The organism is Bacillus luti, from assembly GCF_009739945.1.
Lineage (GTDB): Bacteria > Bacillota > Bacilli > Bacillales > Bacillaceae_G > Bacillus_A > Bacillus_A luti.
The window spans coordinates 3,083,053-3,098,765 of record NZ_CP040336.1 but is presented as its reverse complement, the minus strand read 5'-3'; the positions used below and the strand labels follow the sequence as shown (position 1 = coordinate 3,098,765).

General features: G+C 35.2%; 17 protein-coding genes. 8 read left to right on the top strand and 9 right to left on the bottom strand.

The window, feature by feature from the left end; translation table 11 throughout:
• The first annotated feature begins 12 nt into the window (after positions 1 to 12).
• From EUC40_RS15755 to EUC40_RS15735, 5 genes are all read left to right on the top strand, one after another.
• A complete protein-coding gene (locus EUC40_RS15755; protein ID WP_149176107.1) occupies positions 13 to 1,701 on the top strand; it encodes a formate--tetrahydrofolate ligase in 1,689 nt (562 codons plus the stop codon).
• Between the two features lie 90 nt (positions 1,702 to 1,791).
• A complete protein-coding gene (locus EUC40_RS15750) occupies positions 1,792 to 2,319 on the top strand; it encodes a hypothetical protein (protein WP_156575932.1) in 528 nt (175 codons plus the stop codon).
• A 19-nt stretch (positions 2,320 to 2,338) separates the two neighbouring features.
• A complete protein-coding gene (locus EUC40_RS15745) occupies positions 2,339 to 3,508 on the top strand; it encodes a DEAD/DEAH box helicase (RefSeq protein ID WP_156575931.1) in 1,170 nt (389 codons plus the stop codon).
• A 225-nt stretch (positions 3,509 to 3,733) separates the two neighbouring features.
• The gene (locus EUC40_RS15740) at positions 3,734 to 4,528 is read left to right on the top strand and encodes a sugar phosphate isomerase/epimerase family protein (protein WP_156575930.1); all 795 of its coding nucleotides are present in this window, start codon (positions 3,734 to 3,736) and stop codon (positions 4,526 to 4,528) included.
• 70 nt (positions 4,529 to 4,598) lie between these two features.
• Entirely contained in the window at positions 4,599 to 4,982 is a 384-nt protein-coding gene (locus EUC40_RS15735) for a VOC family protein (RefSeq protein WP_097903239.1), read from the top strand.
• Positions 4,983 to 5,026: 44 nt separating this feature from the next.
• Here EUC40_RS15735 and EUC40_RS15730 read toward each other — a convergent pair whose 3' ends face one another.
• Both EUC40_RS15730 and EUC40_RS15725 read right to left on the bottom strand, forming a co-directional pair.
• Positions 5,027 to 5,665 (bottom strand): zinc dependent phospholipase C family protein, encoded by a 639-nt coding sequence (locus EUC40_RS15730; protein WP_156575929.1) that lies wholly within the window; start codon positions 5,663 to 5,665, stop codon positions 5,027 to 5,029.
• A 28-nt stretch (positions 5,666 to 5,693) separates the two neighbouring features.
• Positions 5,694 to 6,680 (bottom strand): quinone oxidoreductase family protein, encoded by a 987-nt coding sequence (locus tag EUC40_RS15725; RefSeq protein ID WP_156575928.1) that lies wholly within the window; start codon positions 6,678 to 6,680, stop codon positions 5,694 to 5,696.
• A 207-nt stretch (positions 6,681 to 6,887) separates the two neighbouring features.
• On the opposite strand from EUC40_RS15725, the gene EUC40_RS15720 reads away from it, so the two are divergent.
• Both EUC40_RS15720 and EUC40_RS15715 read left to right on the top strand, forming a co-directional pair.
• Positions 6,888 to 7,466, top strand: a complete 579-nt coding sequence (locus EUC40_RS15720) for a sigma-70 family RNA polymerase sigma factor (protein WP_156575927.1) — start codon at positions 6,888 to 6,890, stop codon at positions 7,464 to 7,466.
• The gene (locus EUC40_RS15715) at positions 7,463 to 8,143 is read left to right on the top strand and encodes a DUF3600 domain-containing protein (protein ID WP_156575926.1); all 681 of its coding nucleotides are present in this window, start codon (positions 7,463 to 7,465) and stop codon (positions 8,141 to 8,143) included. The genes EUC40_RS15720 and EUC40_RS15715 overlap by 4 nt, the downstream gene beginning before the upstream one ends.
• Before the next feature lie 54 nt (positions 8,144 to 8,197).
• Here EUC40_RS15715 and EUC40_RS15710 read toward each other — a convergent pair whose 3' ends face one another.
• From EUC40_RS15710 to EUC40_RS15695, 4 genes are all read right to left on the bottom strand, one after another.
• Positions 8,198 to 8,443: a hypothetical protein gene (locus EUC40_RS15710; RefSeq protein WP_156575925.1), complete on the bottom strand. Its 246-nt coding sequence runs from the start codon at positions 8,441 to 8,443 to the stop codon at positions 8,198 to 8,200.
• Between the two features lie 239 nt (positions 8,444 to 8,682).
• Positions 8,683 to 9,117, bottom strand: a complete 435-nt coding sequence (locus EUC40_RS15705) for a hypothetical protein (RefSeq protein WP_141552084.1) — start codon at positions 9,115 to 9,117, stop codon at positions 8,683 to 8,685.
• 85 nt (positions 9,118 to 9,202) lie between these two features.
• Entirely contained in the window at positions 9,203 to 10,174 is a 972-nt protein-coding gene (locus EUC40_RS15700; protein WP_156575924.1) for an MBL fold metallo-hydrolase, read from the bottom strand.
• A 96-nt stretch (positions 10,175 to 10,270) separates the two neighbouring features.
• On the bottom strand, positions 10,271 to 10,480 hold the full coding sequence (locus EUC40_RS15695) for a DUF3925 domain-containing protein (RefSeq protein ID WP_000844994.1): 210 nt from the start codon (positions 10,478 to 10,480) through the stop codon (positions 10,271 to 10,273).
• A gap of 223 nt (positions 10,481 to 10,703) precedes the next feature.
• Here EUC40_RS15695 and bsaA point away from each other — a divergent pair, with 223 nt between their 5' ends.
• Positions 10,704 to 11,186 carry a glutathione peroxidase gene (gene bsaA / locus EUC40_RS15690; RefSeq protein WP_156575923.1) on the top strand — a complete coding sequence of 161 codons (483 nt, stop codon included), beginning with the start codon at positions 10,704 to 10,706 and terminating at the stop codon, positions 11,184 to 11,186.
• Between the two features lie 63 nt (positions 11,187 to 11,249).
• Here bsaA and EUC40_RS15685 read toward each other — a convergent pair whose 3' ends face one another.
• The 3 genes from EUC40_RS15685 to EUC40_RS15675 are packed head-to-tail and all read right to left on the bottom strand — an operon-like array spanning position 11,250 to position 15,651.
• Positions 11,250 to 13,478 carry a transglutaminase TgpA family protein gene (locus EUC40_RS15685; RefSeq protein ID WP_156575922.1) on the bottom strand — a complete coding sequence of 743 codons (2,229 nt, stop codon included), beginning with the start codon at positions 13,476 to 13,478 and terminating at the stop codon, positions 11,250 to 11,252.
• Positions 13,475 to 14,689 (bottom strand): DUF58 domain-containing protein, encoded by a 1,215-nt coding sequence (locus tag EUC40_RS15680; RefSeq protein WP_156575921.1) that lies wholly within the window; start codon positions 14,687 to 14,689, stop codon positions 13,475 to 13,477. The genes EUC40_RS15685 and EUC40_RS15680 overlap by 4 nt, the downstream gene beginning before the upstream one ends.
• Positions 14,689 to 15,651, bottom strand: coding sequence for an AAA family ATPase (locus EUC40_RS15675; protein WP_071712858.1), 963 nt, complete (start codon positions 15,649 to 15,651; stop codon positions 14,689 to 14,691). The genes EUC40_RS15680 and EUC40_RS15675 overlap by 1 nt, the downstream gene beginning before the upstream one ends.
• Between the last annotated feature and the right edge of the window lie 62 nt (positions 15,652 to 15,713).

Genomic DNA, 15,713 nt, shown 5'->3' with positions numbered 1-15,713 from the left:
GGACTAGGGTATATGACAACTACTACAACAGTTAAATCTGATATTGAAATCGCACAAGAAGCAAGTATGAAAAAAATTCAAGAAATTGCAGCTGATTTAAATATTTTAGAAGATGAATTAGAGCCATACGGGCATTATAAAGGTAAGTTATCTCTTGATATTTTTAAGCGTTTACAAGATGAGAAAGACGGTAAAGTTGTTTTAGTAACAGCAATTAACCCAACTCCAGCTGGAGAAGGTAAATCAACAGTAACAGTTGGTTTAGGCCAAGCTTTTAATAAAATTGGTAAGAAAACAGTAATTGCACTTCGCGAACCATCTCTTGGACCGACGATGGGACTAAAAGGTGGAGCAGCAGGTGGTGGTTTTTCACAAGTCGTACCAATGGAAGACATTAACCTTCACTTTACTGGAGATATTCATGCGATTACAACTGCCAATAACGCGTTAGCAGCGTTCATTGATAATCATATCCAACAAGGAAATACACTTGGAATTGATACGCGTAAAATCGTTTGGAAACGCTGTGTTGACTTAAATGATCGTGCCCTTCGTAACGTAGTAATTGGTCTTGGTGGACCAGTTCAAGGTGTACCACGTGAAGACGGTTTTGATATTACAGTAGCATCTGAAATTATGGCCGTATTCTGCCTTGCAACAGATATTCAAGATTTAAAAGCACGTCTATCTCGCATCGTAGTTGCTTATAACTTTGCAAATCAACCTGTAACGGTTAAAGATTTAGGTGTAGAAGGTGCGTTAACATTATTATTAAAAGACGCATTAAAACCGAACTTAGTACAAACGTTAGAAAATACACCAGCTATCATTCATGGCGGACCATTTGCGAATATCGCTCACGGTTGTAACAGTGTTATCGCTACTACAATGGCAGCAAAATTAGGTGATTATGTTATTACAGAAGCTGGATTCGGCGCAGATTTAGGTGCAGAGAAGTTTTTAGATATTAAAGCTCGTGCAGCTGGAATTAAGCCAGAAGCAGTTGTTATTGTTGCGACTATTCGTGCGCTTAAAATGCATGGTGGCGTAGCAAAAGATCAATTAAAAGAAGAAAATGTAGATGCATTAGCAAAAGGTATGGAAAACTTACAGAAGCATGTTGAAACAATCCAAAGCTTCGGTGTGCCTTTCGTAATTGCCATTAATAAATTCATTACAGATACAGATGCAGAAGTTGCTTACTTACAAGAGTGGTGTAATGAGCGTGGCTATGCAGTATCCTTAACAGAAGTTTGGGAGAAAGGTGGCCAAGGCGGAGTTGACCTTGCTGAGAAAGTATTAAAAGAAATCGAAAAAGGTGAGAATAACTACGCACCACTTTATGAGTTAGAATTACCATTAGAAGAAAAAATTCGTACAATTGCTCAAAAAGTATACGGCGCAAAAGATATTGAATTTGCTCCGAAAGCACGTAAGCAATTGGCTCAATATGAAGGGGAAGGCTGGAGTAACCTACCAGTTTGTATGGCGAAAACACAATACTCTCTTTCTGATGATGCAACGAAATTAGGTCGCCCATCTGACTTTATCGTTACAATTCGTGAACTAAAACCATCTATCGGTGCAGGGTTTATCGTTGCGTTAACAGGAACAATGTTAACAATGCCAGGTCTTCCAAAACAACCAGCAGCACTACAAATGGATGTAAATGAAGATGGAAAAGCAGTAGGTTTATTCTAAAAGGTTGTAATTCATCTCGTTTATCTGTAAACTATATATACATCAAGTGGCGCCTTTCCATCGAAAGGCGCCTGTTTTTTGGAGGAAATTATGTTTGATCCAACTGCTTTTGATAATTTAAAAGTAATCGTAGAAGGTGCTGTTTATGATTTTGATTTACACGGAGACATTCTTGTAACAGATCGAAAGGATATGATGGACCTTGCTTCATTAAGTCGTATATATCATATTTCATTTCAATTAACAGAACCATTCGAACCGTTAGTAGAAGCAACATTTTCACTATCTGTGGATGCAAAGAACTTGTCTGGTGAAATATTAGAAGTACCACAGTTTACACCAGGTTGTGAAATGAAGTTAGCATTTTCATTCCCGATAAAAAAACCAGAAGTAGTGTGCGAAGAAATTGAAACTTTCATGCATTCTATATGGGGAAAAGAAAGAATGATTACGCAAAAACTTTCATACGAATATAATAAGCAAGCGATTTCATATCATAATAAGGTAGAGGTTCTATTTCAAAAAGCGATTACAGAAGACCATGTTGATGATTTAATAGCTGTTATTTCACACATGATAGAAACGGTGCGAACAATACAACATTTTCTTCAAAAATAGAGATAAAGGAGAAAAACAAATGATAAAAGATATGCAACCATTTTTACAACAAGCTTGGGAGAAGGCTGGTTTTAAAGAATTAACTGAAATTCAAAAACAAGCGATTCCAACTATTTTAGAAGGACAAGACGTTATAGCTGAATCTCCAACTGGAACAGGAAAAACATTAGCGTACTTATTACCCCTTTTACATAAAATTAATCCTGAAGTAAAACAGCCACAAGTTGTTGTTTTAGCGCCAACACGTGAACTTGTAATGCAAATTCATGAAGAGGTTCAAAAGTTTACAGCAGGAACTGAAATTTCAGGGGCATCTTTAATTGGTGGTGCAGATATTAAGCGCCAAGTTGAAAAATTAAAGAAACACCCGAGAGTAATTGTCGGTTCACCAGGACGTATTTTAGAATTAATTCGTATGAAAAAGCTAAAAATGCATGAAGTGAAAACAATTGTATTTGATGAGTTCGATCAAATTGTGAAACAAAAAATGATGGGCGCTGTACAGGATGTAATTAAATCAACGATGCGCGATCGTCAATTAGTATTCTTCTCAGCGACAATGACAAAAGCAGCAGAAGACGCAGCACGTGATTTAGCAGTGGAACCACAATTAACACGTGTAACACGTGAAGAGTCAAAAAGCTTAGTTGAGCACACATATATCATTTGTGAGCGACGCGAAAAAAATGATTACGTAAGAAGAATTGTGCATATGGGTGATGTAAAAGCAGTTGCTTTCTTAAACGACCCATTCCGTTTAGATGAAATTACTCAGAAACTGAAATTCCGCAAAATGAAAGCAGCAGCTCTTCATGCAGAAGCAAGTAAACAAGAGCGTGAAGCAACGATGCGTGCATTCCGCGGAGGGAAATTAGAAATCCTACTTGCTACTGATATTGCAGCACGTGGAATCGATATTGACGATTTAACACATGTAATTCACTTAGAATTACCAGACACAGTAGACCAATACATTCACCGCTCAGGACGTACTGGACGTATGGGTAAAGAAGGAACTGTCGTATCTCTTGTAACTCCACAAGAAGAGCGCAAATTACTACAATTTGCGAAAAAACTAGGCATCGTATTTACGAAGCAAGAAATGTTCAAAGGAACATTTGTAGAATCGAAGCCACCAGCACCTAAGAAAAAGAAACCAGCATTTACTGGGAAGAAAAAGCCTAGATAAATAATGGGGAAGGCGTAACTATTTGTAGTTACGTCTTTTTTATTTGCAATCGAGTGATAAAGGGAATTGTATTAGTGTTTTTTTAATGTACCTATCATATATATCAATGCTTCTACCAGAAATATCGATAAAAGGTTAGCTTTATTCATTTAGTTTATACGAGGAAATAACATAAAAAGAGTCGAATATTAACATGATGCGAAATAATAAAAAGAAGGTACATGTATGGATAGGAAATTAGGAATGTTTTTAAATACGAAACATATTGAAGTAAACGAAGGAATAAAAAAGGCGAGAGAATGGGATTTAGATTATATTCAACTATATGCTATGAATCCGACTTTCAACTTAGCTAACATTTCAAAGGGACAATGGACCACATTAAAAGAAAATTTATCCTTTAATGAGATTCAAGTCCCATCATTAGCAATTAACTTTGGAGAAAATGGAATTATAGGAACTGAAGCTGAATGTGCAATAGAGAGTTTTAAATATATTACTGATATGGGGTTAAGGTTAGGAGCTAACATAGTAACAGCCCATATTGGGAAAATCCCAGATGATGAAAATAGTGAGTACTATGATAAAATGATACGTGTTTGTAATGAAATAGGGGACTTAGCGTTCAGATTTGGGGGACTCTTCGCCATTGAGACGGGATCTGAAAAAGCGATAGTGTTAAAGCGGTTTTTAGAAAATATAAATTCAAAAGGATTAGCGGTTAACTTTGATCCAGCAAATTTAATTAGCGATATAAATGAAAACCCGATAGAAAGTTTATTACTATTAAAAGATTATATAGTACAAACTCATATTAAAGATTGTACAGAAGTGAAAAACGATAGTTCAAGTAAGTATATTGAAGTTGCAGCAGGGAATGGTGAAGTAGATTTCGATATATTCTTCAAGGTGTTAGACGAAATTGGATTTGGCGGATATAACATGATTGAAAGAAATGATTACTTTAACGAAATTGACGGGATGAGCCAGTCGATAAATTTTGTAAAGAAGTACATATAAATACGAAAGGAATAATAATAGAAATTGTAGAAAGCTACATAGAATGTAAAAACCATTAGGAGGAAAACAAATGATCCATAGAGTCGGACAAATTATGTTGTATGTAAATAATCAAGATGAGGCAGTAAATTTTTGGACGGAAAAGGTAGGGTTTCATGTAGTTGCAGAGGAAGATAATAAACAAGGAATGAGATGGATTGAAATCGCTCCGACTAAGGGTGCGGAAACGAGCATTATACTACATAATAAAGAAGTTATTGCCAAAATGAGTCCAGAATTAAATCTTGGTACACCATCTTTAATGTTCTTCTCAGAAAATCTTGATCAATTATATACAGATTTAAAAAATAAAAATGTTACTGTTGGAGAAATGGTAACTATGCCTTCTGGTAAAGTGTTTAACTTTGCTGATAGTGAAGGGAACTATTTTGCGGTTATGGAAAAGAACCAATAATAATATTGCTATGTCAAAATCCCCCTCAAATATATTGAGGGGGATTACATGTTTGAAGTGGATTTTTCATGAGAGAGCTGTTTAATAAAAAATGCGCCTTTTTCAATAGCAGTTTCAATGTAACCGACAATTTGATTAAACGTAAACACCTGTAAGTCTTCATGCAAGTGTTGCTTTGGATACAACATATCTTCAAAAAGATACTTTCGAAAAGCTAAAACGTTTTCTTTAGAAACCTCTTCAATATCCATAATGTGAGCCTCTTGATTGAGAAGAGAGAAGAGTTGTTGTTCTTGATCGTAATGATGAAGCAACTTTGCATTTAACAATTTAAAATCGTTATAGTACATAGGTGCGATGGTTTCGTCATTTTCTATTCTATTTTTTAGCCAAGGTAGAAAAAAGCCACTTAGCCAATTATCATCGGCAATGAGGTGGGTATAATAACCTAAAATATAAGGAGAATCTATATAATCTTCGTATTTATGAATAAATGAATCATAATCTATTCTTCTCGTATAGTTCTTCGTTGTACCGGCGTAAAAATGTGAAGTTCCTTTTTCTGCCTTTGAATGAACAGCATCAGGAGCTACACCTCCAAGTAAGAAAGAAGTTTTATCTTGAATAGATAAATTCTCAGCAATCCCGTTAGCAATAATAACATGCATAATTCGTGATCCCATATATAGCCCCCTTTTTTTAGTATTCATTTTAGGGAGCTGACTGAACGTTTAGTATGACTTTCCCTGTACTTTGTCTACTTTCGACCCATTCATGTGCTTTCCCTGCATCTTGGAGTGGAAAAGATTTCGTAGCCTTGATTTGCAAACGTTCGTCACGCAAATAACGGAAAACTTCATATGCAGTTTCTTGGAGTAGTTCAGGTCGTTTTTTTCGTGTAGTACCAAAGCTAAAGCCGAGTATAAATCGGCAACTTGCGTGTAAATCTTTCGTTTGAAAATTACCAATTTCACCGCTTGCATTACCGAAATGAACGAGGCGGCCATAATAAGCAAGACATTTTAAACTGCTTTCAGAGATAGTTCCAGAAATAGAGTCCAAAATGATATTCACTCCTCCGCCGTTTGTCAGCTCATTGACTTTCGCTACAAAATCTTCATCTTGATGACAAATTACATAATCAGCTCCAGCATCTAAAGCGATTTTTCTTTTTTCAGCACTTCCGACAGTACCGATAACTTTTCCAGCCCCTAATAGTTTTGCAAGTTGAATAGCTGTAGTGCCAATTCCGCCAGCAGCCGCATGAATGAGTACAGATTCACCTCGTTGAAGCCTTGCAACATTTGCGAGTAAATTATAGCTTGTAAAAGATACGATAGGACAAGCAGCTGCAGTTTGAAAGTCAACTTCATCAGGTAATACGAAAGTAAGATTTTCATTTGCAACAACATATTCAGCGTAAGATCCATTTTGAGGAAAAGCGATGACACGCTGTCCCGGATGAATATTCGAAACTTGAGAACCTACACGTTCTACAATACCAGCAGCATCTATCCCTGGAATAAAGGGAAATGCTTTATTTCCTTTTTTACCATACCGAGATTTAATATCAGCGAAATTTACACTAGTAGCAACAACACGAATTAAAACTTGATTGTCTGAAATAGCCGGCATATCTACATCTGTATATTTCATCACTTCAGGACCACCGAAAGACGTTATAACGATAGCTTTCATCATATATCCTCCTAAATTTGACTATATAAATCATTTTAAATCTTCATTAGGAATTGGAAAATTATATAATTGTTATGCATGGTTATAAGTGAAGCTTATGAACTCATTGAATTATTATATTAATTAATATAAAAAACTTTTTGAAAAAATCGAACGAAATATCAATTACTTGCCAATATATAGTGTAAGACAAAGGAGGGGTGGTATATGAAGGATGAAACAGTGTATATGGATTTAATCCAATTAACTTTATTGGGCAATAAAGAAGCGTATAGCGAATTGTATGATAAAACGATTCAAGAAGTATATAAAACGGCGCATTTCTTAATAGATGATAAAACGGATGTAGATGATGTCGTTCAAGAAATATACATACAGCTATATGAATCGCTTCGTAAGTACGATAGCGAGAAGCCATTTCGCCCTTGGTTAATTGGACTTACGATTAAACAAATTCATTCTTATAGAAGAAAGAGGTGGATGCGACTACGAATTATAAAAAAAGCAGAAGAGCAAAGAAAACCAGTGCAAATTGATTTTTCAAACGATGTTGTAAGTAAAATATCAAACCAAAAACTAGTCGAACTCATTCATAAATTACCGTATAAATTGAAACAAGTAATTATTTTAAGATACTTACACGACTACTCACAAGAAGAAGTAGCACAAATATTACATATTCCACTTGGTACTGTGAAATCTAGAATTCATGCGGCCTTAAAGAAACTACGTCAAAAAGAGCAAGTAGAAGAAATCTTTTTAGGAGAGGTAGGGAATGTGAAATGAGTTTAGATTGTAGAGTTAGAGAATCTATACAAGAAGAAGCGAAGGGGGTTGTAGTCCCGCCGGAGTTAAAAGAAAAAGTAATCGTTCAAATAAAAATGAAGCGCGGGGGAAGTAAGGTGAAGAAACGCCTTATCGCAGGAGTGCTTGCAGCAGCATTTTTAATCCCTACGACTGGTTTTGCTTATCAATCTATCATGGCAGATGGTATATACGGATCTTTTGAGAATTTAAAAAAACATGCCGGCGCGGTGACATTAGAAGCGTATATGCGTTTTAATGCAAAGTTATCACAAGCGAAAGATGAAATGGGTGCAAAGGAATATGAAGAGTTTACAAAAGAACTAAAAAAATTAACAAATGCTAAGCTTGAGTACGGAGATTCGAACGGTAATATTGATTACGATCAATTATCACCAGCTAAAAAAGAGGAAATGAAAAAGGTAGAGATGGAGCTTCAGCCGTATTTTGATAAATTAAATGGCCAGAAATCTAGTAAAGAAGTATTAACTCCTGAAGAGTATGAACAATATATGGAAGCATTAATGTCATATCAAACTGTATTAGTAAAAGCGAAATCGAGTGGTGGGATAACAGTAGAAGAAGTACCTGAAGCGTATAAAGAAAGATTTATTAAAGCAGAACAGTTTATGGAGTATGTAGATGAAAAGGTGAGATAAGTAAAAAAGCTCATAGCTTACGCTGTGAGCTTTTCTTATTGAAAGGTAAATATATTAACCACCTATTCCTTTTGCTAGCAATAAGAAATATACAACTACTAGTATTACGCCATTTAATGCAGTACCAACTATTCCGAATAACCAATTTTTTGATGCTATCGCAAAAATAATTCCGAGTAATGAAAGTATACTTAGTATCGCAATAATTAACGTCAAGTTGGCATTAGGTCCTCTTAAAATAAAGAAAGAACATACACTTACGATAAACGTTAGAAATGAGAAAGCCCCTAATTTATACATAGTAAGTCTCCCTTGGTTAAAATACATTTTGATTTAATGTACGATTTCCTTTAGTTTAACATAAATTTCCTATTGTATATTAAATATATGAATAATAAAAAACGAGTAAAAAATCTAAGTGATTTCATACTCATTTTTGCTATTCATTAAATTTTCTTACCGCATGTATAACGAATCTTACAAGTAATATCACACTTATAAATAAAGCGCAGTAACCAATGACATTTAAAAATTAATCATCAATCATATTTTTTCATAGTTGCAGAATCTTTTTGTATAAAACAATCTAAAAGGGAATAACCAGCTATTAAACTAATTATCGTAACAAAAGTTGTATTCACAAGAATAATATTAGTTAAATAAGGTAGGTATTTACCAACTGGTGAAAAGAGTAGTGCTGGGGAAAAGGAAATTAATATTGTAGGAACTGTAATCGCAATAAATTTATCCGGTTGAAAGCTCCAGTTTTGTTTACTCGTTTCGCGATTAATAGATTGAAGGAAACGTAATAAAATGCCGACTACAAGAGGAAAGAGTGTATAGTAGAAAAGCCTTGGATAAATGTTAAAGTTTACTTGCGCGTCTGTATCTAAATAAAATTGAATTTTCACTCCTACAAATAATAATAAGACGATAAATAATGTAAAGCAGAGGTATAGCATCACTTTTTGCATTGCATTCCACCATCCTTTACTCAAAATATATTCAAAAAAAGAAGAGATATACAATTACTACTGTTGTATATCTCTTCTTTTACTGTTATTTAATAGTGGATTTGGATTTCTCTTGCTTCGTGAAATAATCAATAATGCCCATTGCGCTAATTTCTATATCTAGGTGTAAAATGTTATAAACGGAATGATCGGATGGGACGTTTAATTTTGTAAGGTGAGAAGAGATGTTATCCATTAATACAGTTTGTAAAGCCTTAGTCGCTTCATCGAAGTCATTATACTGTTCAAAGACCTCTTTACCAGTATGAACGAAAATAGGTAACCAATGTTCCAGCTGGTTATATACTTCTGTAACATTGGATGAAGCGCCGTAATGGCCGAAATAAATAGTGTCTACATTCATACTTTGAATGTGATTTTTAGAAGCAATCATTGCATCTGGCTGAAATTGTGAAGGGGACGTTGACGGTAGATACAACTCTACACCAAGATCTGCAAGTTCTCTATAATAAATTCCAATTGTATCGCCAGTAAAAATGCCGTTTGTTAATGAATCGTGAATGCTAATATGGTGCTTCGCATGCCCCGGTGTATCATAAAATGTAAGGGTGCGGTCTTCTGCAATTTTTAACGTATCACCGTTTTGGACAATATGAACACGTTCTTCTTCTATAGGAAGAATTGGATCAAAAAGTTTATCGAAATCTTCTTTGTACACAGCTTTTGCGCCTACAATGAGTTTTGTTGGATCGATCATATGACGAGCACCACGAGAATGCACATATAAAGTAGCATTTGGGCACTTTGCCATCATTAAACCAGCTGCCCCAGCATGATCTAAATGAACATGTGTAACGATAATGTTTTTTACATCGTTTAAGTCAATATGTAATTGTTGTAAGCCGTCTAAAATATACGGAAGAGAAGGGGCTGCACAAGTTTCAATTAAAGTAATATCATCACCTAATAAAACATACGTACCTGTTCGTTCATTATGCTGTAAATCGAAATCATCAATTAGATATAGGTGAGAAGATAATTGCTCTACTTTTTTCATATTTACCACTCCTTATATACTGCATGTTTCTATTATACGCTAAAAAAGAAAAAAGGCAGAAAACGAAAGCTCGTCTTCTGCCTTTTTGTAATGTTGTTATTTTGTTTGTTCTTTATTGATAGACATAACGAACAATCCGACAATACCACCAACGATTGGAAGCATAATCTCTCCTGCTAAATTAAAGTAGGAGCTTAAAAACAAACCATTCACATCGATTACCCAACCAGTAACATACAATAACATCATATATAGTACGAAATAAAACTCGCGATTTGAAATCGTTTCACGTTGTGCAGTTTTCATAATGAACACCATCCTTTTCTTTTATAATGGAATATAAACTGTCACATTTTGTTCACAATTTAATTGTAAAACTTTCCATCATAAAAGTCTAGTAGATTGTGTCGAATTTTAAACATAAATAAAGCGCTATCATTTCAGCGTGTAAATACGTAATAAGAGCTGTATATTCACGAATGTAGTATAGTATAAACATAGAATGATAGTGTAGAGAGGGGCAGGAACAATGACAATTTATGATTTTTCAGCTAAAACAATTACAGGTGAAGAAAAATCGTTAAAAGATTACGAAGGAAAAGCAATTCTTATTGTAAATGTAGCTAGTAAATGCGGGTTTACACCGCAATATAAAGAATTACAAGAAGTATATGATAAATATAAAGACCAAGGACTAGAAATACTCGGTTTCCCTTGTAACCAATTCGGAGGGCAAGAACCAGGAACAGAAGCAGATATTACTAGTTTTTGTGAGTTAAACTATGGTGTAAACTTCCCGATGTTTGCAAAGATTGATGTGAAAGGTGATAAGGCTCATCCTCTGTATACATACATGACAGAACAAGCACCAGGCTTACTCGGCATGAAAGCAGTGAAATGGAACTTTACGAAGTTTTTAATTGGAAAAGACGGGAAAGTAGTAGGGCGTTTTGCGCCGCAGACGAAGCCGGTGGATTTAGAGGTTGAGATTGAAAAGGTACTTGGGGAATAACTAGGAGTTTCACTTTATTAAAAACGCCTCAAAGAACTATATTGTTCTTTGAGGCGTTTAACATTAAATCACTGTATTGAAGTCATTTGATTTAGGCGGAGAAGCTGCTTTTTTCATAAGCACTTCCCATAAGTGTACGGATTTCTTCCATTCGGCTGCGGTCTGGCCCTTTTGGTACATAGCGTTCTCATAACTGAAAGTAAGTTGTTGCATATCGGCCGAGTTGTAAAGTGTATCGATGTGGAGAGCGTATTCTCGGAATGTTTGACTTTCACCCCGTGGTATGCCAATTCTCGCAAATTGTTTTAAAAGTGCACCGTAAGCTTTTGGGTAAACAGCATCATCTTTTCGGTATTTATAGAAATGAATAATAAAAAAAGTAATCCATTTCATTCTAGTAATGAAGAGAATGTATCCCATTATACTAACCGGTACCATAGAGAGGAATACGTACCACCAAGAAAAACTAGTTTTAGAATTTGTAATCTTTTTAGTAGAGGATTCCCCTGTATTTTCTATTAAACTTTTGAGTTTTGCTTCATTATTCCGCTCGTGCATTTGCACATTTTGAGAATTAGTTTCTTCGCTATTTTGTGAAGCAGGAGCAGGAGTATTATTTGTAAAATTATAGGGATTTGTAAATCCTTTTGTTGGTTCGAATGGAATCCATCCGTATCCTGGGAAATAAACTTCGACCCAAGAGTGTGCGTTATTGTTCGCGATTTTATAAACATTTTCACCTTCAGCACTAGCAATTGTATTTTCGGGAGTTCCTTCTGTAAATCCTTTTACCCAACGGGCAGGAATCCCAGCAGAACGAAGTAGCACAATCATAGACGTCGAAAAATTATTACAGTAGCCGCTTTTCGTATCGAAAAGGAATTGATCTACATAATCTTGGTTTTTGGCAGGGAATAAGACATTCGTTGTTTCATATACAAAAGAGTTGTCTGTGAAGTACTTTTCAATAGCTAATACTTTATCATACCGGTTGTCTTTATCATTTGTAAGATTGGCAGCCAAGTCTTTTATTCGCTGTGGTAACGATTCAGGAAGTTGTGTGTACTTTGCCATGAAATAAGAACTTGTTTCATGCCCTTCATTCGTATTTACAGCTTTCAAGCTTTCTATGGGAAACTCTGGGATCTCATATGTTACCTTATACGAATTTAAAGTAGTAGAAGAGTCTCCGTGCATCGTATAGATTTTTTCTGAAAATGGGTCAACGCTGTATGATACATCAGAAGAAGCCTCAACTGATATCAATCCCGCCGGATAGGTAAGGTGAGGAGTACTTTTTTGCATAGTGATTGTTGCTTCGGTTGTCTCTGTTTTTGTATTTTGTTCGTACCAGCTCACGACATCGTTTTTATTTTTAAAAGAAACCTTCTTCGGATTTTCAGAAACCTCCCAGCCTTTTCCTGTATAAAAATCTTTCGTTTCTACTCTCCAATATTGTTTGTTTTGTGTTTGTGCTGTAAAAACAATTGTATTATCTGCTTTAAAGGGACCGCCTAATTGCGAGTCATCTAAACCATACCCAACTGTAGAAACTTCTTTTTCTTTACTTGTTTCGGATGTGTTGAATTTAAAAAAATCCATTGGGTTTGGCCATTGAGGACCAAATTTTGGAGCAAAGTATGCGATGGTTACTGACAATACAATAAATAGTGTAAGAGGTTTAAGTAATTTTGAGATTTCTCTAGCATAATTTTGTAAGTGTTCCATCTCTTTTATTCGGTCTATTTGAAGAAGACTAAGCATAAAAAAGCCGATGACAACAGTACGAATAATAGCGTAGTTTGCATTGTATAAATGTAAGTTATGGAAAGTTACGATATAAATAATAGTTAATACAAGAAATAACAACCCACGTTTTTTATGAATCGTCCAAAAGGAGGTGAAAGAACTCAAAAACCAAAATGATAGAAAAAATAAAACTGTTGGAAAAACTGGCGAAATATCTAATAAATTCCCCTGAAAAAACAGGAAGGAATTGCGAGACATATCAGAAAAAAATGTCGTTAGCCAAGATGGATTTATAAAAGATTTTTTATAATATAAGGAATGAATGATGAATAATATTGTGACGATCTTTATTGGAATCTGCCACCTTGTTTGAAAAAAAGAGAGAGTGGAGCAAAGTCCAATAAATAGTATAAAAATATCTAATCTACCTACGTTTGTAATACCTACAAGGGGTCTTAACCATTCTAGTAAAAGAAGAAATACACATACATGCATGAAAGATCTGTTCATATCCCGTTTGTATTTTGTTTGTAATGTTATCATTTGCTCACCTCAAAAAACACGTTTGTATACTGGTTTTCATAAACCACGTTTACAAATATTTTTCGTTTTTGTAGAGTTTCTAGTATACTTATTTCTCGATAAGAGAGTTGGTTTACTTTTTCTTTCACGACAAACACCATTAATTTTCTATTTTTTGTAGCGGCACATTCAGCCGCTTTTTGAATATCGGGTGAAAGATCGCTTGTCACGAGTATAATCGTTACGGGCTGATACATTTTTCTTAATTCCATTTCTACACTCTGGGAGAGCGGGAATACACTGTCTGCTTGTACTTTCGCTAAATGAAAAAAGATTTGTTGCAACTGTGTATCTCCATTGTCTAAAGGGAAAATAGTCCGTTCTTTTCCAACAGACACGAATGCCGCTGTTGAATTTTGCTTCAAGACAGACCTCACAATAGAGGCAGTAAACGTTACGACTGATTCGAATAGAGGAGACTCAGTTCTGTCCATGAATATCATGATATTATGGCTGCGCTGTTGTTCAAATTCTTTCGTCATAATATTGTTTGTTCGTGCAGTTGCTTTCCAATCAATCCACGAAAAGCGATCACCAGGCTTATAGTCTCTAACACCGACAGAGACTGTAGAGTTTCTTGCTAAATTTATATTTGCTGAAAGCGCTCCTTGTTCGAAATGATTTTCCAATTGCCGATACGTTATATCTACATACTGGGGATAGACTAAAAATGTATCTGGAGCTGAAAAAGTTACTTCTTTCTCCACTATGCCGAATAGATCACCAGTTTTGATACGTACGCTTGAAAAAGTGTGCTCTCCTCTAGGGATTGTATCAATAACATATTGAAACGAAATATTTCGTTTTACTCCTGGAAAGAGTATTACTTTATTCCTTTTTGTTTGTCTACAACTTGTGAATTGTGGTGGTAGTTCATCTTCTATAACTAAATAAAGTAAGGGAAAAGGAATTTTTCTTCTTATTGTAATCGTGCTTAAAAATGATTCTCCTGCTACATAATCGTTTTGGTTTGTTATTCGTTTTACTTCAGCGTCCCGTAAAGCGTAGAAGGGGAGTAGCAGTGAGTAAAGACCAATAGGAATCGTACTGTAAAACAAAAACCAACTTACAAACCCTCCTTGAAGCATGGCGTACACAAATGTTAAGACTAGGAATAAAGGGATTAGTAATAACTTGGTAACGTGATAGAGTACTCGTAGTAGCCTTTTCATCAGGGGTTCAGCGTCCTTTGATTCGGCACGGCAGTTCGTGCAACGATTTTTGCAATAACTTGTTCTCCTGTTATTCCTTCAAATTTTGCTTCCATTTTTAGAATGAGTCTGTGAGCTAAAACGTAAGGAGCTAAAAATTTAACATCGTCTGGAATAACATAATTTCTGCCATGGATGAATGCATAAGCCTGTGAAGCTTTCATTAAAGCAATTGAGCCGCGTGGACTTGCACCTAGCTGTATAGAACTATAAGAACGGGTCTGATTAACAAGCTTTACAATGTAATGCTTAATCCCTTTGTCCATGCTTATTTCCCGTACACTTTGTTGTAAATAAAGTAATTCTTCAATTGTAGTAATAGCTTTTAAATGGGAGAGTGGACTTGTTTTTTCCATCCGGTTTAAAATTTCAAATTCTTCTTCTGGTGTAGGATATCCCATTTTTAGCTTCAACAAGAAACGATCAAGCTGAGCTTCTGGTAAAGGATATGTTCCCTCATATTCGACCGGATTTTGTGTAGCCATTACAAAAAATGGCTTTGGTAGTGGTCTTGTAATCCCATCTATTGTGATATTGCCTTCTTCCATACTTTCAAGTAAGGCAGATTGTGTCTTTGGAGATGTACGATTAATTTCATCAGCAAGTATAAAATTCCCCATGATTGGTCCAGGCTTGAACTCAAATTGGAGCTCTTTCGGATTATAAATAGAAACACCTGTTACATCTGACGGTAGTAAATCAGGTGTGAATTGAATTCGCTTGTAATCAGCATCAATTGATTTCGAAAGAGCACGTACTAGCATCGTTTTCCCGACACCAGGAACATCTTCTAATAGTACATGACCTTCAGCTAAGAGCGCAGTCAAAGCTAAAATCGTTTCTTTTCTTTTTCCGACCATTAATTTTTCAATATTGTTGATTATTTTCTCTACAGTGGGATGTAATGAATCAAACTGGGGCATCGTAATCCTCCTAATTTTATTATCAATTTCTAATCTATTTAGTGGAAATAGAATGTATCACC